This is a genomic window from Vicinamibacteria bacterium, from assembly GCA_035620555.1.
Taxonomy (GTDB): Bacteria; Acidobacteriota; Vicinamibacteria; order Marinacidobacterales; family SMYC01; genus DASPGQ01.
Map to the genome: position 1 here is coordinate 1 of DASPGQ010000683.1, position 23749 is coordinate 23749.

Sequence of the window (23749 nt, forward strand, 5' to 3'; positions counted from 1 at the left end):
GCCATTCCACCGAGCCATTCCTTGGCGTATCGATCGTTGGTAGCCGTCCGCTTCGCCAGCTCGGCCGCTGTCGAAGAACCATTCTTGGTTAAGTCGCTAAAGTAGCCGAGCCGATCCCCAAGAATGGCGAGGATGGTTGTCATCGTGGCGCTCGCGTCACCCATGACCTTTCCGACAAACGCTTCCATTCTTTCTTGGTTGAGTTCCTCACTCATTGCTCAACACCCCTTTCAAAAAAAGAGTTTCATTTGAAACCGGCTACCTAGCCGACTCAAAAGCGGATCCTCGGTGGGTGACGGTTGAAAAAGGTGCTAGGCTACCAGCCTGAAGGGGTTCTTACTCGGCTTGGGGTCGCGGTGTCAAGCGCACCGCCCTGCGAGCGGACGATCAGAACAAACGCCGTTTGCCCAAAGACACGCAGATGTAACTGACGTGTCTGCGAGCCGGCTGAAGAGGCTTAACTTCGGAATGGAGCAGACGCGGCGTCCCTTGACGTAACAAGGAATATTGTACCTAAGCTCGCATGCGTCTTCCTGGCAGAGGGAGATGGGTGTTCTTACCTTTTCATCGAGGTCTGTGAGGCGGTTGGTTGACGGCTTCGGCGTCTCGCGGAGCGAGCCCATCCCGATAAGGAAGACTGCTGAAGCATCTGGCAGGATGTTTCATCTCGCCGATCAGCGCTTGGAACATGGCGTCCTAGGGTTCATCCGTATAATGGCCCCATGAAAATAGAACGTCACGAAATCGGACCGCGCATGAGCCAGTGTGTCGTTCACAACGACACGGTGTACCTGGCGGGTCAGGTCGATCGCGAGGCCGCGCCTTCCGCCGGAGAACAGACGAAGCGCATCCTCGCACGGATCGATGAGCTGCTGGCCATGGCAGGAACCGACAAGTCGAAACTCCTCACCGCGACGATCTGGCTTTCCGACATCCGGTTTTACGGAGAAATGAACGAGGTGTGGGATGCGTGGGTGAGTTCCGGCAATACGCCAGCGCGGGCATGCGTGGAGGCCCGCCTGGCGGCGACGGAATTTCTCGTCGAGATCCGGGTCACGGCCGCGCGGTAACGACACTACCCTCGACCTGACGCGCACAGTCCCGGGACATCCGAATCGCTTCGCATCCTGCTATCATCGTTTCCGAGTGAGCTCTGAGCGACCGCTGATCGACGAGGGGACTTCCGACTTCATCCAGGGCGGGGTATCGATCATCGCCTCCTCCTCCGGCCGGCAGAACCAGCCGACCATCGTCCGTGCGGTCGGCTGTCTCGTGTCGGACAACCGGCGACAGGTCACCGTGCTGACTCCGGGATCCGATCCGTTCACGGATGCGGTTCGGGAGACGAGGACGATCGCCGTCGCCTTCACCCAGCCGAGCACCCACCAGACGATCCAGCTCAAAGGGAATGACGCCGAGATCAATCCCGGACGAAACGACGATGCTCGGCTGATGGAACGTTACGTCAGGGCGTTCGTGGCCGAGGTGTGCCCGCTGGGTTACTCTGAGGAGCTCATCCGCGCGATGGTCTGGTGCGACCCGGATAATGTTTCGCGGATCACGTTCCATCCGACCGCCGCATTCCTGCAGACACCAGGACCCCGCGCCGGAGCACCCTTGAATGTCTGATGACTCCCCGCTGACGCTCGAAGCGATACGCGAGTGCCTGGATGGAGCGATTCCGAGCGCGGTGGCGACCTGTGCCTCGGATGGTACTCCCAACGTCACCTTCGTTTCCCAGGTGCACTACGTGGACTGTTCCCACGTCGCGCTCTCGTTTCAGTTCTTCAGCAAGACTCGAGACAACGTCCTCGCGAATCGCCGCGCCGTCGCTCTGGTCAATCATCCCGTCACCGCCGCGAAATACCGCCTCGAGCTCGAGTATTTGCGCACCGAGACCGAAGGCCCCCTCTTCGAGAATATGAAGGCGAAGCTCGCCGGCATCGCCTCGCACACCGGCATGGCCGGAATCTTCCGCTTGCGGGGATCCGACGTCTATCGAGTGCTGGACATCTCGTCGGTGCGGGGAAAGATCCTGTCCCTTCCTGAACCCCAGCATAATTTGCTCACCGCGCTCCGGGTGTGCTCTCAACGGCTCGCGGGAAGCGCCGACTTCGGAAGGCTGCTCGACGACGCACTCGGATGTCTGGAGTCGCTTCTCGACATCCGTCACTCCATGGTCCTCGTTCTCGATGCCGCCGGCAGTCGCCTGTACACGGTGGCGAGCCGAGGCTATCAGCCCTCCGGAGTCGGCTCCGAGGTCGCCATCGGGTGTGGCGTGATCGGAGTGGCTGCCGAGCAACGGACGCCGATCCGAATCACCCATATGACCGCAGAGTATTCCTACGGCCGGGCCATCCGCGAGAGCATCGAGCGCGAGGGTCTGGGAGAAAGACTCGAGACGACGATTCCCTTGCCCGGTCTCGCGGAATCTCGCAGCCAGCTTGCTGTGCCGATCCTAACCGGTGAGCGGCTCTTCGGTGTGCTCTACGTCGAGAGTCCCGAAGATCTGCGCTTCGGTTACGACGACGAGGACGCCCTCGTCGTCCTCGCGGCGGAGATCGGGATTGCCATGCGCCAGTTGGAGCCGGCCGGAGAATCGGCGGATCGACCGGCCGCGGTGGCCGGCACGCCGCGCGCACCTCTGTCCGGTCCGCCGGCGACCGTCCGGCACTACCCCGCGGACGACAGTGTATTCATCGACGGTGACTACCTAATCAAGGGTGTGGCCGGCGCGATTCTGTGCAAGCTGGTCTCCGAGTACCTGCGTGAGCGGCGCACCGAGTTCACGAACCGGGAGTTGCGGCTCGACCCCACCCTGCGCCTTCCCGACATCGGCGACAACCTGGAAGCTCGGCTCATCCTGCTCGAGCGCCGGCTGACGGAGCGCAAGGCTCCGCTCCGCATACAAAAGACCGGGCGGGGACGCTTCCGGCTTCGCGTCGAACGGCCGCTCTCACTCACCGAGATGCGCTGACGGGGAGATTCACTCTGCCCGCACAGCGTGAGTCGCTTCGAGGCCGCTGCTCTTCGGCGCCGGCACGAGCGTGGCGACGAAACCAGCCAGGCTCCTGGACGACAAGAAGCCGCCGCCGGTTCAACGGGGCTCGACGACGAGGGCGGGACCGGCCCCCGCTTCCACGTTCTCGATGCGTGTCACGTGGCGTCCGTCGCTGCCGAGCGTCGTCACCTCGACGTCCACCCGCTCCACGGGCCCGAGCCCGAAATGCACGGACGTCACGTTTTGTGAGCAGTAGCCGCCGCCCGTATCCACGAGGCGGGAGCCAAGGACTTCTCGTGTGCCGGGTCGAAACACACGAACCTCGGAGCCGGGACGCCCGACGAAGACCTGGAGAGAGCGGCGCGATGCTTCCGGATGCAGTATGTTGCGGTAAAGAGGGTGCCCCGCGTCGGGATGGTTATTGGCGAGGGCGAGGTCCAGATCCCCATCGCCATCGAAGTCGGCCCACTGGACCCCGTGACTCGCACCCTTCTGGAGCACGAGCTCGGGAGTGACGTTCTCGAATCGCCCGGCAACGTTCCGGTAGAGGTGATCCGGTACCTCGGCAATGCCGCTCAAATAGGACACGACGAATAGATCCGACCAGCCGTCGTTGTCGTAATCGCCCCAGGCGGCGGAGGTCGAGTGATAGTCGTCGTTCACCGGTCCGGCGTCGACGGCGGTGAAGCGCCCGCCTCCCTCGTTCCTGAACAAGACGTCGGGGCCGTACATCGCGACGAAGAGATCGAGGTGACCATCGTTGTCATAATCCACCACCGCCGGACCCACGCCTCCAATTTCCTCACTGCGCTCGCCGCCATCCATTCGGAGGTCTCGAGCGACGTCGACGAAGCGGCCGCCGTCGTTCCTGAAGAGCCCGTCGTTATCTCCGTTCTGATTCGCGACGAAGGAATCGAGGTCACCGTCCTCGTCCATGTCGAACCAGGCGACGCCAACACTGCGCCTTCGGTCGCCGATGCCGGAGCTTTCGGAAACGTCGGTGAAACGCTCGCCGTCGTTTCGAAACAGACGGTTGATGCGGTCTCGAAACGCGACGAAGAGGTCGAGGTCGCCGTCGTTGTCGTAGTCGATGAAGCTCGCCTGTCGGGTGACGCCAGGGGCGTCCACGCCAAAGCGGGGGGCGACGTCGCTAAAGGAGCGACCGTCGCCATCATTTCGATACAGGCGGTTGCCACGTCCTTCTTCGAAGGGGAAGCCGATGTAGAGATCGAGATGCCCGTCGCCGTCGAAATCGCCCCAGGCGGCGACGCGCGTATCGTCCGGCACGTCGAGACCGACGTCTCCGGCAACGTCGCGAAACGCTCCCGAGTCGTTACGGTAGAGGCGGTTCGGCCCGTACCGCATGCCGACGTAGAGGTCGAGATCGCCGTCGTTATCGAAATCGGCCCAAGCATTGGGCTGGGCGCCGGGCTCCGAAAAGAGCTCGGGCTGAACGGGCTCGAAAACCGGCGCAGATGCGATCACCACCACGACGGCTAGAAGAAGGCTCACCACCGCGTGACTATACACGTTCGGTGCTCGACCGGCATGGTTTGCGAGAAGCTCACGACTCCCCTATCCTTGCCGCCACGGCATCGAGCCCTCAGCAGGCTGATGAAAAAGTACAGTCCAGCCTGCCGAGCGGTAGCCAAGACATCTGCCGCGAGATCGGCGCGAAGCGCCGCAAAGGCCGAGCCGTGGCGGCTCGATCGATCGCGGGTCCCGCCACGGCATTGAAGACTAGAGATAGGAGACGAGCGTGCTGAGAACCGTGGCCCCGATATTCCTGTCGATCTGCGCTTTGATCCCATTCGGGTGCGCTAGCCCAGGGACTGACTCCCCTTCCGAGAAGGCGGCGGCAACGACCGGGGCCGAGAAAACCGAAGGCCCGCCGGCGTGGATTCTCGCCTCGCAGAAGCAACCCCGTGGACTGATGGTTCACGAGACCGGCGCCTCGGATGCCTACGTGCTCTTCAGCCAGCTGACGTCAGGAACGATCTATCTCATCGATCGGGACGCTCGGGTCGTCCACACCTGGGAGACCGACAAAGTCGGTGCCGGGCTCTACTTCCAGGACGACGGCACGCTCCTCCGCTCCGCCCGGATTCCCGAGCCTCCGAACTTCCGCGCCGGAGGCATCAGCGGTTTCCTGCAGAGAATCGACTGGGACGGGGAGATCCTGTGGGAGTGGCGGATGGTCGACGAAAAGCGGGCCCTTCATCACGATATCGAGCCCTTGCCCAATGGAAACATCCTGGCGCTCGCGTGGGAGCAGAAGAGCAAGGAAGAAGCCGCGGCCGTGGGTCGTCTCCCCGGGCTCATTCCCGAGCAAGGCTTGTGGTCCGAGTGGATCGTCGAGATCGAGCCGGTTGGAGCCGACGACGCTCGCATCGTCTGGGAGTGGCACGTCTGGGATCACCTCGTCCAGAACCTGGACTCGAACGCGCCGAATTATGGTGAGCCCGCGGAGCATCCCCATCGGCTCGACATCAATGCGGGCAACGTGACTTTCGTGGACGAAGAGGAGCTCGAACAGCTCAAGGCCCTCGGCTACGTACCGGACAATGCAACCGCCGACGACATGCAGTCGGACTTTCTGCACATCAACTCCATCGACTATCACCCGGAACTCGACCAGATCGCGCTCAGCGTGCCGCAGACGGGCGAGGTCTGGATTCTCGATCACTCGACTACGACCGACGAGGCGCGGGGCTCGTCTGGCGGACGGCGGGGACGCGGCGGCGACTTGCTCTATCGATGGGGCAACCCGTCAGCCTACGGACGTGGAGACAAGAGCGAACAGCATCTGTTCGCTCAGCACCAGGCGATCTGGATCCCGGAGGGGTTGGCGGGCGCTGGCAACATGACGGTGTTCAACAACGGCGGAGAGCGCGGCTGGTCGTCGGTCGTCGAGATTTCGCCCGCCGTGGACGGAAGCGGCGGCTATCCCCTCGCCGAAGGCGAGGCCTGGGGGCCGGAGAAGCCGTTATGGGTCTACGAAGCTCCGGAGCGCGAAAGCTTCTACGCGCCCTTCATCTCCGGCGCGGTGCGTCTCGAGAACGGCAACACTCTGATCTGCTCGGGCCCCCAGGGGCGTTACTTCGAGGTCACGCCAAACGGCGAGATCGTTTGGGAGTACCTGAATCCGTACCATGGCGACGTCCCGGGCTGGAACCCGCCGGGCGTCGAGAGTCTATTTTACGCCTCGTTCCGCGCCAATCCGATCGCCCGCAATCACCCGGGACTCGCGGGGCGCGAGCTAAAACCCCTCGAGCCGCAGCCGGAGGAGTACGTGCCCCCGCCCGAGAAGCCAACGAGTGAGGGGTCGCGGTGACGTATCACGGACTTCGGACGCGCCGGGCCACGAGATCCCAATATTGTTCCTTCACGAGGGCCTCGAGCTTCTCCGCCAGATCCGACGCCGCGCCTTTGAGGCTTCCGCCCCGCTCGCGTTCGTCGGCGCCGGTGAGGAGCGTCTGGTGGCCTCCGAGGAGATGGATTCGAGCCTCGATGAAGTGATGCTCCTCGTTCCACGTGATGTCGACGAGCTCTTTGTTGGTTCCGGTAGCGTCCACCCGGTACTCCATGCGCGTCCGCATGCGCTCCTCGAGGGCATGGTTCATGACTTCGACGGTAAGCTCCGCGCGGTCGGGGCGTTTGCTGACGAGAAACCATTTCTTCCGGTCCTTGATCCGTTTGGCGACTTCCTCCGTGACCTTGCTCAGTGGGACCTTGGCCTCCCTGTCGTCCGGCTCCTCGGTCAAAACGAGAATGGTAAACTGCTCCTCGGGCTCGTCGGGCACGGGGCGCTCGTCGGCGGTCGCGGCACGAACCACGAGTGCAGCAATCAGCCCGAAAGCCACCCTCCAAGGCCGCTCGACCTTCATGGGGCTCCCTATATCAGGAAACCTACCATATCGTTCAGCGGATTACTCCGCGCGCAAGGCTACGGACGGGTGAAGGGAAGCGGCACGGCGTGCGGGAATGTAGCAGGCGAGAAAGGCCACCGCGAAGAGTCCGGCGGCGATAGCACCCACCGTTGATGGAGCAAAGGCGCTGATTCCCGACAGCGCGGCAGCAATGGCGCGGCTCACCAGGAAGATTCCCGGGACTCCGATGGCGAATCCGATCGCCACGAGAACCAGGCCCTCGCGCACCACGAGCCGAATGACGTCGAGACCGCGGGCGCCGAGAGCCATGCGAAGCCCGATCTCGTGGGTCCGCCGGGAGACGGAGAACGCGATAACCCCATAGATCCCGATGGCGGCGAGGAGAAGCGCCACCCCGCCGAAGCCGGAGAGAATCGTGTTCAGAACCCGCATGCCGACGAAGAACTGAGCCACGAAATCATCCATCGTCTGGAGCTCGGCGGCAGAGAGCCTCGAGTCGAGTCTCAGAAGGGCGTCACGAACGGGGCCGGCAAGCGCGAGAGGATCGCCTACCGCGCGGAGCGCGACCGCGATCCGCGGAGACGGCGATTGCGCTTGAGGAAGATAGATGATGGGCTGGGAAACGTCCGCATCGAAGCGAAAGATATCCTCGCGAACGTTGGCGACGACCCCGACGATCTCACGGCTTTTTTCATGAAGCCGTATTCTCTCTCCAAGAGGATTTTCCCCCGCGAAGTGGTTTCGCACCATGGCCTCGTTCACGAGCGCCACCTCGGGGGCCCCCATCCGGTCGGAGGTCGAGAATGGTCTTCCCTGAAAGAGCGGAACGCGAAACACGTCGAGGTATCCGGGATCGATGGTCACGACGGTCGCGCTCGGTCTTTCCTCGTCCGAAGTCCGCCCTTCGATCGCAAAGTTTACCGAAGGAGGAAAGGGGCTGCGAGGCAGATGGTCCACGATAGTGGCCGAATGGGAGCCGGGGATTGAGCTCAACTCGCGCTGAAGCTCCTCGAAAAATGCGGCTTGTTCGGTTGGCTCGGCGTAGCGCTCTCCGGGAAGCTCCATCTCGAACACGACCACGTTTTCGGTCGATATTCCCGCTTCGAGGTTCTGGGCGGCGGCAAAGGTTCTCACCAGGAGCCCCGCGCCCGCGAGCATGACGAGTGCGAGCGTCACTTCGGCCACCACCAGACTCTTGGTCAGAAGACGCCGCCCCGCGCCGGTGCCGGCGCGACCTCCCTCGTGTAGCGTTCCGATGAGGTCCGCCCGTGCGGTCGACAGGGCAGGCGCGATGCCGAAGACGAGTCCGGCGAGAAGCGATACCGCGATCGAGAAGACGAAGACCCGCTCGTCGAGCCGCGGTGCGAAGGCGTCGGACATCTGGTCGCCGAAAGCCGCGGCCAGGAGTCGAATTCCCCAGTAGGAGAGCATCGTTCCGAGCGCCCCGGCAGCCATCGCGAGCACGCAGGCCTCGATGAGGAGCTGGCGGATCACACGGCTTCGCGAAGCCCCCATCGCCGCGCGAACGGCAAATTCCTTTTGCCGGTCCACCCCTCGTGCCAGATACAGATTCGCGATGTTCGCGCTGGCGATGAGCAGGACGAAGAAGAGCGCCCCCTGCAAAAGGGACATGATCTCCGTGTTTCCACCGGAAGCGAGCTGCTCGCGGAACGTCCGGAGAAGGACCGACAGCTCCCGATTCGACTCCGGGTACTCGCGCGCCAGGCGCGCCGCGACAATGGACAGCTGCTCCCGCGCTTCTTCGATCGTGACGTCTCGTTTCAGGCGACCCACAACGCTCATGTTCTTGACGTCTCGAGGCGTCTCTCCCCGCCTCAGCACCAGTGGCCTCCAGAGGTCGACCCGAGGATCGAAGAACTCGAAGCCATCGGCCATGATGCCCGCAACCTGGTAGGGCTCACCGTTGAGCGAGATGGTTCTTCCCACGAGGGACGGGTCGGCAGCGAAACGAGTCTGCCAGAGCTCCTGGCTCAATACGACGACATGGTCGCTTCCCGGCTGGTAGTCCGACGGCTGGAGCGTCCGCCCGAGCTCCGCTGGCTCGCCGAGGATCTCGAAGAACCCACGGCTTACCGCGAGCCCGACGAGAGGTTCGGGGCGATCGCCTTCGGTCAGGCCGACGGCTGCGGGCAGGATGCCGCTCAGCTCCTCGAATGCGCTCGTCCCCTCACGGAAATCGAGAAAGTTGTCCGGGGACGTCGGCGTGAAACCGATGAGAGGATTGGATGGATCCGCCTCCCAGAGCAAAACGAGCCGGTCCGGATCGTGGTACGGAAGCGGGCGGAGAAGGATCGCATCCACCATGCTGAACACGGTGGAATTTCCAGCGATCGCGACTCCGAGCGAGACAACCGCGAGAAGGCTGACGATCGGAGCTTTCGCTAGCGTCCGAAACCCAACGCGCACGTCCTGGAAAAAATCACGCATCGAGGTCCCTCCAGAAGGCTACAAAGAAATACGAGTGGAAACCGCCAGCGGTTCATAGCATCTCACAACCCCGGGAAGACAACGCCAGTTTCTCATCGCCTCGCCATTGCCTTATATACGTTCTCGACGTATATTGTCGACGTGACGATCGATCGCGAGCTCAAACGCGGAAGCGCCGAGATGATGATTCTCTCACTGGTCGAAGACCGGGCGCGGCACGGCTACGAGATTTTGAAGCTCCTCGAGGAGCGTTCCGAGGGCGTCCTCAAGTTCCACATCGGATCGGTGTATCCGATTCTCTACCGGCTGGAAAAGCGGGGTTGGATCCGAGGTGAGACGGACGAAGGAGCGCGTCGGCGCCGCACGTATCGGATCACCCTGGAGGGACGTCGTGTCTTGAAGGGCCAGCGGGGCACCTGGCAGGAGCTCGTCGCCGCCATCGATCGCGTGGCGAGAACCCGTAATGCGTGACTGGGCGCTCTACGTCCGAGAGCAATTGAGCCATGTCGACTGGGACGAGGCTACGCGTTCTCGCGTCGTCCAAGAGCTCTCCGAGATGATGGAGGCGTACGAGGGCGCGGCACTCGAGGACGGCGCGAGCCCAGAACAGGCACGCTTTGCCGCCGAGGGTCAAGTTCCCGATTGGGAGGCGTTGATCTCACAAATCCAGGAGTCGGCGGTGAACGTTCCCGGGCGACGCTCGCCCTTCGCGTGGAGATCGATACACTCGGGACGGAGGTTCACATTGCTGTCGGGAATCGGTAAAGATCTGCGGTCGGCCGTTCGGTCGCTCGCCAAATATCCCGCTTTCGCGGCGATCGTCATTCTCACTCTGGCGCTGGGAATCGGGGCCAACGCCGCCATATTCAGTCTGGTCGACGCGGTGCTCTTGACTCCGCTCCCATTCGAGGATCCCGACGAGCTGGTGCGAGTGTTCAGCACCCACCCCGAGAATTCCTACCAGCCTGCCGGGGTATCCACCGGTGACGTGGTCGACTGGCGGCGCCGCAATGACGTCTTCGAAGGGATCGGCGCCTGGTACGTCATGGGGCGCACGCTTTCGACCGAGCAAACCGTCGAGGTCGTGAACGTTGCCCAGGTGTCGGAGGATTTCTTCACCGTCTTGAGGACCTCTCCCATGCTCGGACGGACGTTCACACCTGAAGAAACCGCGCGTGCTACTTTCAATAGCGCTGCCGCACACACCGGCACCGATCCGGTCATGGTCATCAGCCATCGCGCCTGGCAGCAACGTTTCGGGGCCGACGCCTCGATCCTGGACCAGAGCCTCGTCCTCGATCGTCAGAGCTGGCGCGTTATCGGAGTCATGCCCCCTGACTTCGACTTTCCCAGTCCCGATGTTGAGCTCTGGATTCCCTGGAGCTTCGAGGGCAAGCGGCCGCACGATCAGCGCTATCTCGGCGCGATCGCGCGCTTGAAGACGCGTGTCACACTCGATGCCGCGGAGGCAGGAATGAACGCCATCGCGGCGGCTCTGGGAAAGGAGCTTCCCGAGTCGAACGATGGCTGGCAGGTGGCACTCGTTCCGCTCTACGAGGACATCGTGAGCGACTCACGAGCCACGCTCGCCATCGTGTTAGGCGCGGTGATCACCGTGCTGCTCGTCGCCTGCGTCAATATCGCGAGCCTCCAGCTCGTGAGGATTGGCGAGCGCCAGAGAGAGATCGTGCTTCGCCTCGCGCTCGGCGCTTCTCGCGCGCGCCTCGCGAGGCAGTACCTGGCCGAGAGCCTTTTGCTGGCGATCCTGGGGGGCGCGCTTGCTATCCCGTCCGCGATCGGTGTCCTGAGCGCCATGGGAGCCTTGTTGCCCGAGGGAATTCCTCGATGGAACGATATCGGGCTCAGCGCGAGCCTGCTCAGCTGCGCGGCCGTTTTGACTGCGTGCGTCGGGGTCTTTTTCGGGCTCGTGCCACTCGCGGCCTCGCCCGGGCAGGCCTTGTCGGCCACCATCAACGAGGCCTCGGGCCGCACGGCCGGAGGTGCTGCGCGCTGGGAGCGTTTGCGCAAGCTGCTGGTCGTCTCGGAGCTCGGGATGGCCGTGGTGCTCCTGGCGGCCACGGGGCTCCTGGTAAGAAGTTTCGTCCACCTGATCGCGGTCGACGTCGGGTTTCGTCCCGACCAAGTCATCGTATTGCCGATCACCCTCGACAACCACGAGTACGACAGCGGCGGCAAGACTCGTGCTTACTACAAGAGCCTCACGGAGAAGCTCGCGGGAGTACCCGGTGTCGTCTCGGTCGGAGGGGTCACCGCGCTACCCATGAGTCCGATCGGGCCCGATTTCGATCGGCCCATCTGGGCGGAGGGAGAGATTCCACCACCGGGAGGCTCCCGCCGAGCCGACATTCGCATGGCCACACCGGGCTATTTCCCGACGCTCGGCATTTCCGTTCTGCGAGGGCGAGCCTTCGACGACACCGATACCCCGGACTCGTCCAAAGTCGTCATGGTGAACGAGATCCTGGCACGTCAGATCTGGCCCGGTGAGGACCCGATCGGCAAGCGGTTGGTGATCGACTACAGCACCGCTGGAACCTACCCCTATGAGGTCGTGGGCATGGTGAACGACGTCCGGTTCTATGGCCTCCGCTCGATGCCGAGAGCGGAGCTCTACCTGCCTCATGCGCAGCGCTCGTACTTGATCATGAACATCGCCGTTCGCACCGAGGTTGAGCCCGAAGCGCTGGTGCCAGATCTCAGGAGGGCGGTGCTCGAAGTGGATCCCATGCAGCCCGCGTACGGCGTCATGCCGCTTCGGGAACTGGTCCGGAGCTCTGTGGCTCGAGATCGCTTCGCCATGGTCCTGATCGGAAGCTTCGGTGTGCTGGCGCTCGCGCTGGCGTTGTTGGGGATTTTTGGCGTCCTCTCCTACCACGTGGGGCAGCGTACGCACGAGGTGGGTGTCCGCGCCGCTCTCGGCGCTTCTCGAAGAGACATCGTGGCAATGATGCTGTCGGCCGGGCTTCGTCTGTCCCTTGCCGGCATTGGTCTGGGCGTCCTCCTCTCTCTGTTATCGATGCATTGGCTCACGAGCATGCTGTTCGGCGTGAGTCCCGTGGACCCCCTGACCTTCGGGATCGTGACCGTGCTGCCCGCGGCAGGCGCTCTCGTCGCCTGCTACCTGCCCGCCAGACGGGCTGCCGCAGTGGATCCGGTCATCGCGCTCCGCCACGAGTGAGCAACCGCACGACATCGCCCTGGTCTACAATCCCAGCCTACAGGGAGGTGGAACGATGACTCACCAAACATGGCCCGAGCTTCCTTACCAGGCCTGGGAAGACACCCGCGACACGCTCCATATGTGGACGCAGATCGTGGGGAAGATCCGCCTCGCCAAATCGCCTTGGGTGAACCACTCGTGGCACGTGACTCTCTATGTGACGTCGCGCGGCCTCACCACGTCTCCGATTCCCGACGGACGGCGCACCTTCGAGATCGACTTCGACTTCATCTCTCACGAGCTCACGGTCCGGACGAGCGACGGGCAGCTCAGGGCATTCGGGCTCGAGCCGCGCTCGGTGGCAGGTTTTTACGAGTTATTGATGACCTCTCTCGAGGAGCTGGACATAGAGGTCGAGATCGACCGGCGTCCCAACGAGGTAGAGGGCGTTCCTCCATTCGACCGGGATGAGGAGCATGACTCGTACGATCGCGAGTACGCGGGTCGATTCTTTCATGTGCTCAGCCAGACCGATCGGGTGTTCGAAGCCTTTCGCTCACGATTCATCGGAAAAGTGAGCCCGGTGCACTTCTTCTGGGGAAGCTTCGACCTCGCCGTGACTCGGTTCTCGGGTCGGAAAGCGCCGGTGCATCCCGGAGGCATCCCGAACCTTGCGGACTGGATCACACGGGAGGCCTACTCTCACGAAGTCTCGAGCGCGGGCTTTTGGCCAGGCGGCGCCGCCTACCCGCATCCGATCTTCTACTCCTACGCCTATCCCGCGCCGAGTGGCTTCGGCGATTCACCCGTCGGCCCCGAAGGGGCTTCGTTCGCTGATGACCTTGGGGAGTTCGTGCTCCCCTACGACGTGGTTCGTACCGCCGCAGACCCCGATAGGATGCTGATGGAGTTTCTCGAGACCACCTACCGGGCAGCTGCCGATCTCGGCAAGTGGGACCGGGATTCACTCGAGGTCCGAGATCCGTGGCCACCGCGTTCGTAAACCGCCGGCGGTCTGCCGGGGCGACCGTGAACAGAAGACGAGACTCTTGTGTCAATATACCGCCCCTTAGGCGGCGTCAACCATGAAGAATTCCCCTCTCTTTCTGCTTCTGTTGGTTTTCTCCTGCGAGGATCCGGCGGAGCCGCCCGCGGATCTCGTCCTGAGAAACGGAAAGATCGTCACCGTCGACGACGAGAGGCCGGAGGCGCAGGCGCTCGCCAGCCGGGAGGGGCTCATCGTCGCCGTGGGAACGGACGCCGAGATCGAGCGTTACATTGGAGACGGCACTCGGGTCATCGACCTCCAGGGGATGCTCGCCGTCCCCGGGCTCATCGAGGGCCACGGCCACTACATGAGTTATGGAGCATCGCTCCAGGAGCTCGAGCTTCGCCACGCGAAGAGCTGGGAGGAGATCGTTGGGATGGTGGAAGAGGCCGTCGCGAGCTCTGCTCCGGGCGAATGGATCGTTGGCCGCGGATGGCACCAGGACAAGTGGGAGAGTCATCCTGAGCCGAGCGTCGAAGGGCTCCCCACCCACGAGAGCTTGACTCGGATAAGCCCGGAGAATCCGGTGTTCCTGAGCCACACGAGCGGCCACGGCGTCTTCGTGAACGCGAAGGCGATGGAAGCGGCGGGCATCTCGAGGGAGACGAAGGATCCGCCCGGAGGAGAGCTCGTCCGGGACGCGAAGGGGAACCCGATCGGGATGCTTCGGGAGGCAGCCGCCCAGCCAGCGCGGGATGCTCTCGATCGCTATCAGAGGGAGCGCCCGACCGAGGAGATCGAAGCGTCGAAGCGGGAACAGGTGAGGCTCGCCGCCGAGGACGCGATCCGGAACGGCATCACGAGCTTTCAGGACATGGGCTCGACCTTCGAAACCATCGATCTTCTGGCGAGGATGGCGGACGAAGGCAACCTGCCCCTTCGCCTCTACGTCGCCGTGCAGGAAACGGCCGAGGATATGAAGGACAGGCTCGCCAGGTACCGGACGGTGGGCCGGGGCAACGGGTTTCTCACGGTACGCACCATCGGGGAGAAAGTTCTCGATGGGGCGCTCGGGACTCACGGCGGCTGGCTCCTCGAGCCGTACAGCGATCTCCCCCGCAGCGTGGGGTTCAACGTCACACCGGTCGAGGACATCGAGGCTTCGGCGGCGCTCGCGGTCGAGCACGACTACCAGATGGCGATCCAGGGCATCGGGGACAGGGCCGTCCGGCTGCTCTTCGACATCTACGAGAAGGAGTTCGCGCGGCACCCGGAAAAGAGCGACTACCGGTGGAGGATCGAGCACGCCCAGGTGATCCATCCCGACGATCTTCCGCGCTTCGCGAAGCTCGGAGTAATACCGGGAATCCAGGGCATCTTCGCCTGCTCGGACGGCCCCTGGGTCGTCGATCGGCTCGGGGAACTGCGGACGAAGGAACGAGGCTACATCTACCGCTCGATGATCGATTCGGGCGCCGTCGTCCAGAACGGGACCGACCCTCCGGTCGAGGAGATCGATCCCATCGCGAGCTTCCACTGCTCGGTGACCCGGGAGCTTCCCGATGGATCGATCTTCCTCCCGGAGCAGGCGATGACCCGGGAGCAGGCGCTCCGGTCCTACACCCTCAATAACGCCTACGCCGCGTTCGAGGAAGACGTCAAAGGCTCGCTCACCCCGGGGAAGTACGCCGATGTCACCGTCCTGACGAAGGACATCCTCACTGTTCCCGACGACGAGATCCGCTCGGCTTCGGTCGCCTACACCATCATCGGGGGCGAGGTAAAGTTCCAGAGGTGACGAACCGCTTTACGACACGCTGTACTTGATGCCGCTGTTGGCGCCGGGGCGGGTCGAGCATTGGACTTCACACGTATCGTGACTCACAATGCCCTGAAGTCTGGAGAAGAACCGTGAAAGACAGGATCACCCGTCGTGACTTTCTCAACGGCACCCGTATAGCCATTGGTGCCTCTCTGCTGTCGCGATACACCGAAGTCTTTGGTGCGGAAGCTACGCAGTTCTCTCTCGGCTCCGACTACTACCCGCCGGCCTTGACGGGCATGCGTGGAAGCCATGATGGCTCCTGGGAGGTCATGCATGCGCGCGTCGACGGTCGCGAATGGCCAGCGGGCGATCCGGAGGAAGAACACGATCTCGTCATCGTCGGCGGCGGAATCAGCGGGTTGTCCGCGGCGCATTTCTTCACCCGGGCGCGCCGTGGCGCGAGGGTGCTGATCCTCGACAACCACGACGATTTCGGCGGACACGCAAAACGAAACGAGTTCAGCGCCGGCGGCAGGACGCTCATCGGTTACGGCGGCACGGAGTCGATTGACACGCCCTCGTCCTACAGCGACGTAGCGCGCAACCTGCTCGTCGATATCGGGATCGATGTCCAGCGCTTTTACCAGTACTTCGATCAGAAGCTCTACGACGAGCTCGGCCTCAGCTACGCGATTCTTTTCGACCAGGAGCACTTCGGCCAGCGCAAGCTCGTTACCGGTTACGGTACGCGACCCTGGCACGAGTTTGCCGCGGACGCTCCGCTCAGCGACAAGGCCCGCGCCGACCTCGTTCGAGCCTTCACCGATGAGCGCGATTACCTGCCGGGTATGAGCGTCGAAGAGAAGCGGAAGCTGCTCGCCAAGACCAGCTATCTCGACTACCTGAGGGACTACGTCAAACTCGACGATCAGGTTCTGGAGATCTACCGGCGCTGGGGAATGAGCTTCTGGTGCGTCGGTATGGATGAAGTGCCCGCCTTGTCGGTGCCTTCCTACGACGACGGCGGCGGCATGCCCGGTCTCAAGTACACCATGCCGCGCGTGGGATACCGGGGCAGTGAGCCGTACATCTTTCACTTTCCGGACGGAAACGCCTCCGTTGCGAGGCTACTGGTCCGTTCGTTGTTACCCGACGCCGTGCCCGGGTCCACCATGGAGGACGTCGTTACCGCGAGGGTCGATTACTCGAAGCTCGATCGGGACGGCGCGTCGATGCGGATCCGGCTGAACAGCACCGCGGTGAATGTGGCGCATACCGACGACGGAAAAGCGGTGCTCGTCACCTACGTCCATCAGGGCAAGGCGCGCACCGTGCGCGCCGGCTGGTGCATTCTCGCCTGTTACAACAGCGCGATACCGCACCTCTGTCCCGAGCTGCCCGAGGAGCAGGTGAAGGGGTTGAGCTACAACGTCAAGGTGCCGCTGACCTATACCAAGGTCGGTCTCCGGAACTGGCGCGCGTTCGCGGACCTCGGGATCCGTTACGTCTATTACACCAGCGATTTCTTCAAGCAGGTCGAGCTCGACTACCCCGTGTCGCTCGGTGAGTACGCGTTCGGCAAATCACCGGATGATCCCATGGTCGTACATATGTGCTACGTCCCCTTCTTCGCAGACATCCAGGGCCCGGACCAGTGGCGCGAGGGGCGGCGAACGCTTTTGCGCACCTCCTTCGACACGTTCGAGCGGCACGTGCGCGATCAGCTCGACGCGGCGCTGTCGAAGGGTGGCTTCGACGCGGACCGGGACATCGAGGCGATCACCGTCAATCGATGGCCCCACGGGTACTCTTACAGTCCCGGCTTGCTGTGGGAGCCCGAATGGCCGAATGAAGAGAGCAAGCCCTGGGTCGTGGGCCGGCGGCCGTTCGGTCGCATCGCGATCGCCAACTCGGACGCCGGTGCGAGGGCCGACACCAACTCGGCCATCACGCATGGACATCGCGCCGTGCAGGAACTTGTGTGAGGGCCTTTATCATCGCCAAACGGGAAGCGAGGTCTGGCGTTCACACCGACGTCTACGATCGAGGCCCACAGGCCGTCGGTCTCCCGTTCGTAAACCGCCGGCGTTCTTCCACGCCCGCACGGCGTCAGGACCCTCTCTCGGCGCGCTCTTTGACGCCGAGGAGCATCCGCCGATCCATGACGAATCCCACGGGCTCGGTGATGAGGGGCCCATAGGCTAACCGCGTGGCGAGATCGTCGGAGCAGTCGGATCGAAAGCGGCTGATGAACCGGCTGCGGCCGGCGTCGAGCGGTTCCACGAAGAACAGCCAGCTTGCCGACACCCAGTGCGAGCCTTCTTCGCGGGGCGCGCAGGCGACGAAGTAGCGGCCAGGCTCGACCGCGACCACCTTCATGGCCGGAAGCTTCGGATGGAGCACGAGCTCGTCGCCCTCGCGGTGCGCCCAATCGGGATGAATCGTCTCGGCGTTTTTCACGTCGCAGCCGGCGAGGTTCTCCAGCCACTGGTAGCTGTAGAATCCGCCGCGGTCGGCGCCGATTTGAGCGACCCAAGGCCAGACGTCGTCCGGCGATGCGTCGATCGCGACTCCGTGAGTCCAGCTCCATCGCGGTTCAGAGACGAGCTCGTCACCCGGATAGCCGCGTCCGGCCGTCTCGGCATCGAGACCCCAGTGTTGACGCGCATCGCGCAGGAACGGAGTCAGAAAGCTCAAGACCATCGCCCCCGAACCGAGCAGGCCTCTCGAGACGTCACGCCAGCTGTCTCGGGGCAAGCTTCCCTCGACGCGCGCCTTCAGACCGCGAAGCTGCGCCGACTCCATGAAATGGTGGACGGAACGGATCCACGAAGCATGAAGACGCCCCGTCTTCGGGAAGGCCGCTCGCGCGCGGACGATCAATCGCGTTTCGCCCGGACCGAGGGGCTCGAGAACGAATGCCCAGCTCACGTGCCAGTACCTCTCGGGACGTTCGTTGGCGAACGGGAGCTGAGTCTTCGCATCCGGGTCGAAAAGGCCTCCCAGGATCAGGACCCGCGGTGGCTCGGCACGCAGGACCTCGAAGCCGTCCTCCCCTTGGGGCGTTGCCGGCAGGACATCACCAACTTCTATCTGCTGGAGCTCGGCATGGATCTCCTTCGCGCTTTCGACCCCGGCATTATCCAGAAGATCGTAGCTATACCAGCCCGCTCTCCGGCAACCCATTTGGACGAGCCACGGCCAGATCGATTCCCGCGGCGCCTCGATGATGATTCCGTGCGTGAGCCGAGTGGAAGCGTCGGGGATGAGCTCGTCCCCGGGCAGCCTGCGCTCGTTCTCCTCGTCCTCGGGGAGACCCAGTTCCCTGGCGAAGGACGCCAGAACCTCGCGGCGAATGAACCGGGACGCCGGTCCGATGATCCGGAAGTAACGACGAAAGTGACGTCGCGCCTCCTCGTCGGTCGAGCGCACTCTCAGCTCGAGCTCGAGACGCGCGTTTCGCTCGCCCCGCGGAAGGGAGCGGAGCGCCCAGGCGACTTTGGTGAAGCCCGGTTCGTCGAAGCGGGCGAATTCGTCGCCGGTTCGGATATCGACGAAGGGAATGTCGAGCTCCCAGACTTTTCCAATAGCCCCGACGACGACCTCTCTTTCCGACTCCGCCAGAAGCCGGAATCCTGGGCCTGGCTGGCCCACGATGTCATCGATTCGCATCGCCACCGGTTCGACCTCGCCTCCCCGAAGCCGCGTGGGAAGCGTGCGCAGCGCGAACAGCGCCCGAATCAAGGCGGAGCGAGCGAGGTTACCGTGTCGTATAACCTCCCAGGCGCGGTGTTCATCGACGGCCGCATCGACGCGGTCGACCTCGACTCGGTCGGGCTCGGGAATCAGATCGTGGAGAGCGCTCACGAAGGCAGCATACCGCACCGGGAATTCACAACCGGCTACGTCGCGGGGGACGGCAGTCGGCCGCGGACCTCGAACTGCTCACGAAAAAGACGCAGCGTTTCCCGGTGGCGGCGATGCTCCTTCTTCGAGTCAGCGGCTTCGAGTTATAGCCGGCACCGCACCGCGTCCAGATACTCGACGACACGAACCAGACCCTGGACCGTCGCGATGAGCTCCGCGGGAACCCCTCCGAGATGGTGGTTCTCGGAATGGAGCCAGAGGCGACCCTTCTGTTCGTCTCCACCGGTGAGGGCGTCGAGGCTCCGGAAGAGCCGCACGAACAGGAGAGCGAGCTCCCCTTCCTTGCCCTCGGGATCGATCTCGCGGGAGCTCGCGGCGAGCCGGGAGACGCTAGCCGAGCTCACTCCCAGAACACGCGCCTGGTCCTTCTGAGCGAGCCCCAGCTTGTCCGCGGCGCGCTAGAAGGCCTTGGAGAGGACCATTCCCGGCTCGGGTCGCTCGGCAACTCGGGTGGTCTCCTTCATCAGATGAAACTATAAAGGCATTCGTTTTCAGGCGCAATTCTGGGCAAGGTACGATTCGTTCCGCACGGCCCCGGGATACACTGGGCCGATGCCACATTCGATCGAGGCCGCGCCGAGCGGCCGGGCGAAATGCCGCGGTTGTGGACGCCCTATAGCCCGGGGCGATCTTCGGCTGGGTGTGCGGCTCCCGAATCCGTTCGACGCGGAGAACGAGCTGACACTCTGGTTTCACCTGCTCTGCGGCGCCTACACCCGTCCCGATGCCTTTCTCGAGGCCGCGACCGACACGAGACAAGACCTCTTTGAGCGCGAAAAGCTCGAGTCGCAGGCCAGGCTCGGTCTCGAGTATCCGCGCCTCCCGCGACTCCGCGGCGTGGAGCGCGCCCGCACCGGCCGGTCGGCCTGCCGCAGCTGCCGCGAGGCCATCCCCAAGGACGCGTGGCGAATCGCACTCACCTTCTACGACGAAGTGGAGGGCCGCTTTTCACCGGGAGGTTTCCTCCACCTGCATTGTGGCAAGGAATACTTCGGTACGGCGGAGATCGTCGATCGACTCACGCATTTCACTCCCGGCCTCGAGCGAGCCCAGGTGGAGGAGATTGCGTCGGCCCTTAGGGGTTGAAGCGCTCACGACTTGGGGTAAATCTTCTCTCCCTCGTAGTCCTTTAGCCCGCAGAAACCAACCACATCGAATCCGTTCTCTTGCAACAAGGCCGCGGCACGCGCGGCACGTCCTCCGCCGTTTCAAGCCGTGAGGATGCGTTTGTCTCGCGGCAGCTCATCGAGACGGTCGGCGAGCTGATCGATGGGGATATTGACGTACCCTTCGATCGTGCCGAGCTCTTCGAGCTCTTCCGGTTCGCGAACGTCGAGCAAGATGACGTCGGCATCGGCAAGCGCCTCCGCGATCTCGTTCGCTTCGATCCGTGGCGCTTCGCTTGCCGCCGGGGCAGAGCCTCCTCCGCCGCAAGCGAGCAGGACGCTTGCGGCAAGAACCCCGAGCCACGTGGTCGTCTTCAACATTCGCACCTCCGAGTGGCATACGCTACATCAATCGGGTCGGGATTGCGAGGAGAACCGGAAACACCTCCAAAAGCGACGCGAAAACGCTGGACGTTGCTTCGTGATAGCGTTTTGGTTTCATGTCCGATAGCTTGAACACGGCGCAGCGGGAAGCCGCGACCATCGTGGACGGGCCCGTCCTCGTCATTGCCGGAGCGGGCACGGGAAAAACCCATACGCTCGTGCATCGCCTGGTAAAGCTCGTCGAGGCCGGCATCCGGCCGGAGACCATCCTGCTTTTGACGTTCACCCGGCGCGCCGCCGAGCAGATGATCACGCGGGCGTCGAAGATCCTTGGCGGCGATCGCGAGCCGGTCGGTGGGGGCACGTTCCATTCGTTCGCCAACGCCACGCTTCGTCGCTATGGCCGTGACATCGACCTTCCCTCGAACTTCACGATTCTCGATCAGGCGGATACCTTCGACATTCTCAGCGGCATCCGCACCGACTTGAAGGCGACGGACAAGAGCATCGATCTCCCTCGACGGGAGACGATCGGATCGATTCTCAGCAAGGCGGTGAACCAGCAGATACCGATCGAGGACGTGGTCGCTCGGGAGTATCCGCAGTTCTTCGAGGTCGTCGATTACCTCGGCGTGATAGCGAGCCGCTACGAAAGATACAAGAAGGAAAGAAACCTCGTCGATTTCGACAACCTTCTCGTTCTCCTAATCCGCTTGCTCGAGGAGAGCATCGACGCACGCTCCCGCGTCCATCATCGCTATCGCTACGTGATGGTGGACGAGTACCAGGACACGAACGTCCTCCAAGCGCGGATCACTCATCTCCTCGCCGGAGAGTCGCGGAACATCATGGTCGTGGGCGACGACGCCCAGAGCATCTACGCATTTCGGGGGGCGAACCATCGGAACCTGTTCGACTTCAAAGAGAGCTTCCCCGACGCGAAAGTCGTCACACTGGAGCAGAACTACCGGAGCACCCAGGCGGTGCTCGACGTGGCCAACGCGCTCATGGTCCAGATGTCCGAGGCGTTTCAGAAACACCTGTTCACCGAGAAAACCGGAGGCGCCCTGCCGCTTCTCGTCGCCTGCTCCGACGAGCAAGAACAGGCCGCTTATGTGGCCGGGGAAGTCCAGCGGCTTCGCAACCGAGGGGTACCACTCTCGGAGATCGCCGTCCTCTTCCGTGCGAGCCGCCATGCCTTCGTGCTCGAGGTCGAGCTGGCGTCACGCAACATCCCTTACGTGAAGTACGGCGGGTTCCGCTTCATGGAGTCGGCGCACATCAAAGACGTTCTCGCTCACCTGAAGCTCGTCGAGCTTCCCTCGGACGATCTCTCGCTTTCGCGCGTGCTCCTCATGCGCGAAGGCATCGGGAAAACGGGGGCGCGAAAGATTCAGCAGGAGATTCTGGGAAAGCCTCTCGCTTCAGGGCTCAGAAGTTATTCGGCGAGGGGCAAAGTGCGTGCGAGTCTGGACGAGCTCGCTTTCTTCCTCTCGGAGCTCGAGCCGCTTCGCGACAAGCCGGCGCGATGCCTGGAAGCTGCCGTCGAGGCCTACGATCCCATCTTGAGAACCCGGTTCGATGACTGGCCGCGGCGCAAGCGCGATCTCGAAACGCTCGTCGGCCTCGTGGAGCGCTACCGCAGCATGACGTCGATGCTTTCGGACCTGACACTCGAGCCGCCGACGGCTTCGCGGAATCAAGGCCTCGCGGGCCGCTCCTCCAAAGGCGAGCTGGTGCTCTCGACGATGCATTCGGCCAAAGGGCTCGAATGGAAAGCCGTCTTCGTCATTCAGGCGCTGGACGGCGCCATCCCGATGGTGTCGGGTTTCGAGGACGAGGTCGACGAGGAAGCGCTCGACGAAGAACTTCGTCTCCTCTACGTCGCCGTTACCCGCGCCAAGGATTCACTCTATGTCGTCTGGCCTCGTGAGATCGCGCGAAACCGTTATGCCTTGCCCATGCCTTCGCGCTTCATCGACCGGATCCCCCAGGAGTACCTCGAAAAACGCGACGCGTGGGATCTTCTCACGTGACGGCGTGAGATTTCTTACTCTTCGACGACCACGGCCTTGGGCAAGGTGAGATAACGGAGGTTCGGATCGATTCCCGCCGTAAAGGTGGCTCCCGAGCCTACCGAGATCCCTTCCCACAACGCGATCCGCTGTCCGGCAAGAAACGTGACATCTCCCGGCGCCACGATCGGACAGACAGCGGCGTCCAGCGTCTCGGCCGCGGCGAAGACCACGCTCGTGTTCAGGAGACAATGGATCACCGTGCTGGTGGGGGGCACCGCACCCAGACCGGTGAGCGGCACTTCGGTCGCACCCTCGTCCGGGTCGTTCGAGAGGATGGTCAACTGGGCGAAGTGCTCTCCGAGCTGGCTCGGATCGAAATCCAGCGCGATCGTCCGCTCTTGCCCGGCCGCGAGCACACCTTGGCCGGTGTCGAAAATCACGCCAAACGGCGTCGGGTTCGAACCGCCGAGAATCACGCCCGTGATCGTCAAATTTGCGGTGCCGACGTTTCGGATCGAGAGGTTCAAAGGTACCGTTGGGCCGCCCGCGACGAGCTGGGCCCCGAACGCCAGGGAGCCGGGGCTTACCGCGATCTCGGGACCGGCCTGCGCGGTCGGTTCGGTGATTCGATACAGTGTCCCATTCGTCGCGGCGTGGCCGACCACGTACAGCTCCCCGGTCGCGTCTTCTCCAAAGCTCGAGATCGCTTGTGGAGCCAAGAGAAGCTGAACCGAGTCCCAGCCGGCAACCGGATTTGGCAAAGCTCCCCAGATCCGGACGTGGCAATAGTCCCCATAGACATACATCCCCTGAAGGGCCGGGATTGCCGAGCCACGATAACGGTAGCCCCCGGTGACGGAGCATCCAAGCGTGTGGTGGTACTCCAGAATCGGAAGCGTCAGGGAGCCATTTTGGTTGCAGTTCCCCACCTCGTAGCAGTGGGTGCCTTCCATCAGACGCCAACCGTAGTTCTCCCCTCCTGAACTGGCGGCGGGCTGAAAATCCACCTCTTCCCAGGCATTCTGCCCCACGTCTCCGATG

Annotated in this window: 18 protein-coding genes and 1 pseudogene; 11 read left to right on the forward strand and 8 right to left on the reverse strand. The window is 63.2% G+C overall.

Features of this window, described 5'->3' with window-relative positions:
* Positions 1–215 (reverse strand): SAM-dependent methyltransferase (locus tag VEK15_27580; GenBank protein ID HXV64490.1); only part of this gene is annotated, 215 nt, incomplete at its 3' end.
* Between the two features lie 507 nt (positions 216–722).
* Here VEK15_27580 and VEK15_27585 point away from each other — a divergent pair.
* The 3 genes from VEK15_27585 (at position 723) to VEK15_27595 (ending at position 2977) form a co-directional block, all read left to right on the forward strand.
* Positions 723–1070, forward strand: a complete 348-nt coding sequence (locus VEK15_27585; protein HXV64491.1) for a RidA family protein — start codon at positions 723–725, stop codon at positions 1068–1070.
* 76 nt (positions 1071–1146) lie between these two features.
* Entirely contained in the window at positions 1147–1629 is a 483-nt protein-coding gene (locus VEK15_27590) for a hypothetical protein (GenBank protein ID HXV64492.1), read from the forward strand.
* The gene (locus tag VEK15_27595) at positions 1622–2977 is read left to right on the forward strand and encodes a GAF domain-containing protein (GenBank protein HXV64493.1); all 1356 of its coding nucleotides are present in this window, start codon (positions 1622–1624) and stop codon (positions 2975–2977) included. Before VEK15_27590 ends, VEK15_27595 begins: the two co-directional genes overlap by 8 nt.
* Before the next feature lie 120 nt (positions 2978–3097).
* Here VEK15_27595 and VEK15_27600 read toward each other — a convergent pair whose 3' ends face one another.
* Complete coding sequence (locus VEK15_27600) at positions 3098–4513, reverse strand: CRTAC1 family protein (GenBank protein ID HXV64494.1); 1416 nt, start codon at positions 4511–4513, stop codon at positions 3098–3100.
* A 247-nt stretch (positions 4514–4760) separates the two neighbouring features.
* Between VEK15_27600 and VEK15_27605 the strand changes: the two genes are divergently transcribed.
* Entirely contained in the window at positions 4761–6335 is a 1575-nt protein-coding gene (locus VEK15_27605) for an aryl-sulfate sulfotransferase (GenBank protein HXV64495.1), read from the forward strand.
* 4 nt (positions 6336–6339) lie between these two features.
* On the opposite strand, the gene VEK15_27610 is transcribed toward VEK15_27605, so the two are convergent.
* Both VEK15_27610 and VEK15_27615 read right to left on the reverse strand, forming a co-directional pair.
* The gene (locus tag VEK15_27610; GenBank protein HXV64496.1) at positions 6340–6888 is read right to left on the reverse strand and encodes a hypothetical protein; all 549 of its coding nucleotides are present in this window, start codon (positions 6886–6888) and stop codon (positions 6340–6342) included.
* 42 nt (positions 6889–6930) lie between these two features.
* Positions 6931–9339 (reverse strand): ABC transporter permease, encoded by a 2409-nt coding sequence (locus VEK15_27615; protein ID HXV64497.1) that lies wholly within the window; start codon positions 9337–9339, stop codon positions 6931–6933.
* 141 nt (positions 9340–9480) lie between these two features.
* Between VEK15_27615 and VEK15_27620 the strand changes: the two genes are divergently transcribed.
* The 5 genes from VEK15_27620 to VEK15_27640 all read left to right on the forward strand — a co-directional run bounded on the left by VEK15_27620 (position 9481) and on the right by VEK15_27640 (position 17258).
* Positions 9481–9810, forward strand: a complete 330-nt coding sequence (locus VEK15_27620) for a helix-turn-helix transcriptional regulator (GenBank protein ID HXV64498.1) — start codon at positions 9481–9483, stop codon at positions 9808–9810.
* On the forward strand, positions 9803–12538 hold the full coding sequence (locus VEK15_27625) for an ABC transporter permease (GenBank protein HXV64499.1): 2736 nt from the start codon (positions 9803–9805) through the stop codon (positions 12536–12538). The genes VEK15_27620 and VEK15_27625 overlap by 8 nt, the downstream gene beginning before the upstream one ends.
* Positions 12539–12593: 55 nt before the next feature.
* Positions 12594–13523 carry a DUF5996 family protein gene (locus VEK15_27630; GenBank protein HXV64500.1) on the forward strand — a complete coding sequence of 310 codons (930 nt, stop codon included), beginning with the start codon at positions 12594–12596 and terminating at the stop codon, positions 13521–13523.
* A gap of 82 nt (positions 13524–13605) precedes the next feature.
* Entirely contained in the window at positions 13606–15306 is a 1701-nt protein-coding gene (locus VEK15_27635) for an amidohydrolase (protein HXV64501.1), read from the forward strand.
* Positions 15307–15419: 113 nt separating this feature from the next.
* Entirely contained in the window at positions 15420–17258 is a 1839-nt protein-coding gene (locus VEK15_27640; protein HXV64502.1) for an FAD-dependent oxidoreductase, read from the forward strand.
* 124 nt (positions 17259–17382) lie between these two features.
* On the opposite strand, the gene VEK15_27645 is transcribed toward VEK15_27640, so the two are convergent.
* Both VEK15_27645 and VEK15_27650 read right to left on the reverse strand, forming a co-directional pair.
* Positions 17383–19140, reverse strand: a complete 1758-nt coding sequence (locus VEK15_27645) for a hypothetical protein (protein ID HXV64503.1) — start codon at positions 19138–19140, stop codon at positions 17383–17385.
* Between the two features lie 143 nt (positions 19141–19283).
* Positions 19284–19664, reverse strand: a pseudogene (locus tag VEK15_27650) (MbcA/ParS/Xre antitoxin family protein).
* A gap of 88 nt (positions 19665–19752) precedes the next feature.
* On the opposite strand from VEK15_27650, the gene VEK15_27655 reads away from it, so the two are divergent.
* Positions 19753–20286 carry a hypothetical protein gene (locus VEK15_27655; GenBank protein ID HXV64504.1) on the forward strand — a complete coding sequence of 178 codons (534 nt, stop codon included), beginning with the start codon at positions 19753–19755 and terminating at the stop codon, positions 20284–20286.
* 122 nt (positions 20287–20408) lie between these two features.
* Here the strand turns inward: VEK15_27655 and VEK15_27660 are convergent, their stop codons facing one another.
* Positions 20409–20687, reverse strand: a complete 279-nt coding sequence (locus VEK15_27660; GenBank protein HXV64505.1) for a rhodanese-like domain-containing protein — start codon at positions 20685–20687, stop codon at positions 20409–20411.
* A gap of 119 nt (positions 20688–20806) precedes the next feature.
* Here VEK15_27660 and VEK15_27665 point away from each other — a divergent pair, with 119 nt between their 5' ends.
* Complete coding sequence (locus VEK15_27665; GenBank protein HXV64506.1) at positions 20807–22726, forward strand: ATP-dependent helicase; 1920 nt, start codon at positions 20807–20809, stop codon at positions 22724–22726.
* A 14-nt stretch (positions 22727–22740) separates the two neighbouring features.
* On the opposite strand, the gene VEK15_27670 is transcribed toward VEK15_27665, so the two are convergent.
* Positions 22741–23749, reverse strand: a 1009-nt coding sequence (locus VEK15_27670) for a choice-of-anchor D domain-containing protein (GenBank protein HXV64507.1), incomplete at its 5' end; no start/stop codon positions are given.

Bases quoted from the DNA above. Each gene is read 5' to 3' on its own strand.
- VEK15_27585 (HXV64491.1), top strand. From the start codon at position 723: ATGAAAATAGAACGTCACGAAATCGGACCGCGCATGAGCCAGTGTGTC.
- VEK15_27595 (HXV64493.1), top strand. From the start codon at position 1,622: ATGTCTGATGACTCCCCGCTGACGCTCGAAGCGATACGCGAGTGCCTG.
- VEK15_27610 (HXV64496.1), bottom strand. From the start codon at position 6,888: ATGAAGGTCGAGCGGCCTTGGAGGGTGGCTTTCGGGCTGATTGCTGCA.
- VEK15_27615 (HXV64497.1), bottom strand. From the start codon at position 9,339: ATGCGTGATTTTTTCCAGGACGTGCGCGTTGGGTTTCGGACGCTAGCG.
- VEK15_27625 (HXV64499.1), top strand. From the start codon at position 9,803: ATGCGTGACTGGGCGCTCTACGTCCGAGAGCAATTGAGCCATGTCGAC.
- VEK15_27630 (HXV64500.1), top strand. From the start codon at position 12,594: ATGACTCACCAAACATGGCCCGAGCTTCCTTACCAGGCCTGGGAAGAC.
- VEK15_27635 (HXV64501.1), top strand. From the start codon at position 13,606: ATGAAGAATTCCCCTCTCTTTCTGCTTCTGTTGGTTTTCTCCTGCGAG.
- VEK15_27655 (HXV64504.1), top strand. From the start codon at position 19,753: ATGCCACATTCGATCGAGGCCGCGCCGAGCGGCCGGGCGAAATGCCGC.
- VEK15_27660 (HXV64505.1), bottom strand. From the start codon at position 20,687: ATGTTGAAGACGACCACGTGGCTCGGGGTTCTTGCCGCAAGCGTCCTG.
- VEK15_27665 (HXV64506.1), top strand. From the start codon at position 20,807: ATGTCCGATAGCTTGAACACGGCGCAGCGGGAAGCCGCGACCATCGTG.